Annotated in this window: 1 protein-coding gene; it reads right to left on the bottom strand. The window is 71.8% G+C overall.

The features are described 5' to 3' along the window. Positions 1-1,558 (bottom strand): Calx-beta domain-containing protein (locus HJG45_RS28240; RefSeq protein ID WP_171617318.1); only part of this gene is annotated, 1,558 nt, incomplete at both ends.

The raw sequence follows: 1,558 nt of genomic DNA, 5'->3' as shown, positions 1-1,558 counted from the left end.
GTCATCGTCGGTGATGATGCCTTCGGCGGATTTGGTGGTTCCGAGTGTGACGGGGTTGGCGGAGTGGGGGCTTGGGGAGAGGGTGATGGTGAAGTGCTCGTTGGTCTCGGCGAGATTGTCGCCCTTGACCATGACCCTGATGGCGGCGGTGGTCTGGCCGCGGGCGATGGTGACGTCGCCCTCGAGGGCCTCGAACTCGGCGGCGCTGGCCTGGTCGGGTGTGACGGTCCAGTGCAGCGTGACCTCGGCGGTGCTGGGCGAGCCCGGGTCGCGGATGGCGAAGAAGGTGAAGGCGCGGCTCTCGCCCTCCCGGCCCTCGGCCATCTGGACGAGCGGGGTGGCGATGGAGACGGTGGCTGGCAGGCTGGCGGGGCTGAGGAGGTTGGCGGAGACGGTCTGGCCGATGGCGGCGGCGGGCGGCTTGGCGAGCTGGTAGGTGCCGTCGCTGAAGCGGAGGAACTCGATGCCGGTCAGGATCTCCGGCTTGGCGGCGGTGCCGGCATCGGGGCCGTTGATGATGGAGACGGAGCCGTCGGTGTTGAAGATGAGGCCGTACTGGCCGTGGGTGCCGGAATAGACGGCGGTGTCGTAGCCGGGGCCGCCATGCAGCTGGTCCTCGCGGGCCTTGCCGTCGAAGGTGTCGTTGCCGGCGGTGCCGACGAGGGTCTCGCGCTGGCCGCCGGTGCGCACGCCCTCGAGGAGGGCGCCCGGGGCGCGGGTGTCGAAGAGCTGGGCGCTGATGCCGGTGCCGGTTGCGGTGACGACGCCGAGCAGGCCGCTGTCGAGGCCGACGACCGAGCTGGCATGCTCGCCGCTGCCGAGCGCGGCGCCGAAGGCCTGGCTGTCGCCGAGCGGGGCGCCGCCGGGCCCGAAGACCTGGCCGATGAGGTTGCCGCCGGCCTTCCAGGTGACGACGACGCCGCTGCCCTCGCTGTCGAGCGCGGCGGCGTGGAAGCCGCCGAGGCCGCCGGTGGTGGAGAGCACCTGCTCGCCGACGCCGGTCCAGCCATCCTGGCCGGCGGTGCCGAGGAAGCTCCTGGCGTGGATCTCGTCGCCGACGGCGTAGATGGCCATGAAGCCGGTGGTGAGGGAGACCAGCACCGGCTGGCTGGCCTGGGTGGCGGCGGGGAGGAGGATGTCGACGGTGGCGGGGGTGCCGGCGGGGGTTCCGTCGCGGGTCGGGTCGTTGAGCAGGGCGTAGGTGGTGTTGCCCTCGGCATCCGGGTCGGAGGGCTTGAAGACCTGCAGCTTGTAGGCGCCGGCCTCCTCGTAGGCGACGGCGAGCTGGCCGTCGTGCAGCGAGACGATGGAGCCGTGGCTGCCATGGCTGGAGATCAGCGTCGGGGCGCCGATGGCGGTGACCTGGTTCTCCAGCCCGCCGGTGTTGGGGGCGGAGACCATGTAGCGCTGCATCAGGACCTGGGTGCCGTCGGTGTAGACGACGTGGAAGCCGGCCTCGAGGGTCGTGTTGTCGACCAGCGTCTCGTAGGCGGCGACGGAGGCCTGGCTGAGGGCGCCGGAGCCTGGCGGGTGGGGCAGCTCGAAGGTGAGGGGGGTG

Origin of the sequence: Roseicella sp. DB1501 (assembly GCF_013112485.1) — a bacterium.
Taxonomy (GTDB): domain Bacteria; phylum Pseudomonadota; class Alphaproteobacteria; order Acetobacterales; family Acetobacteraceae; genus Paracraurococcus.
Note: the sequence above shows the minus strand (reverse complement) of the source record. Positions and strands in the feature narration are given on the sequence as shown.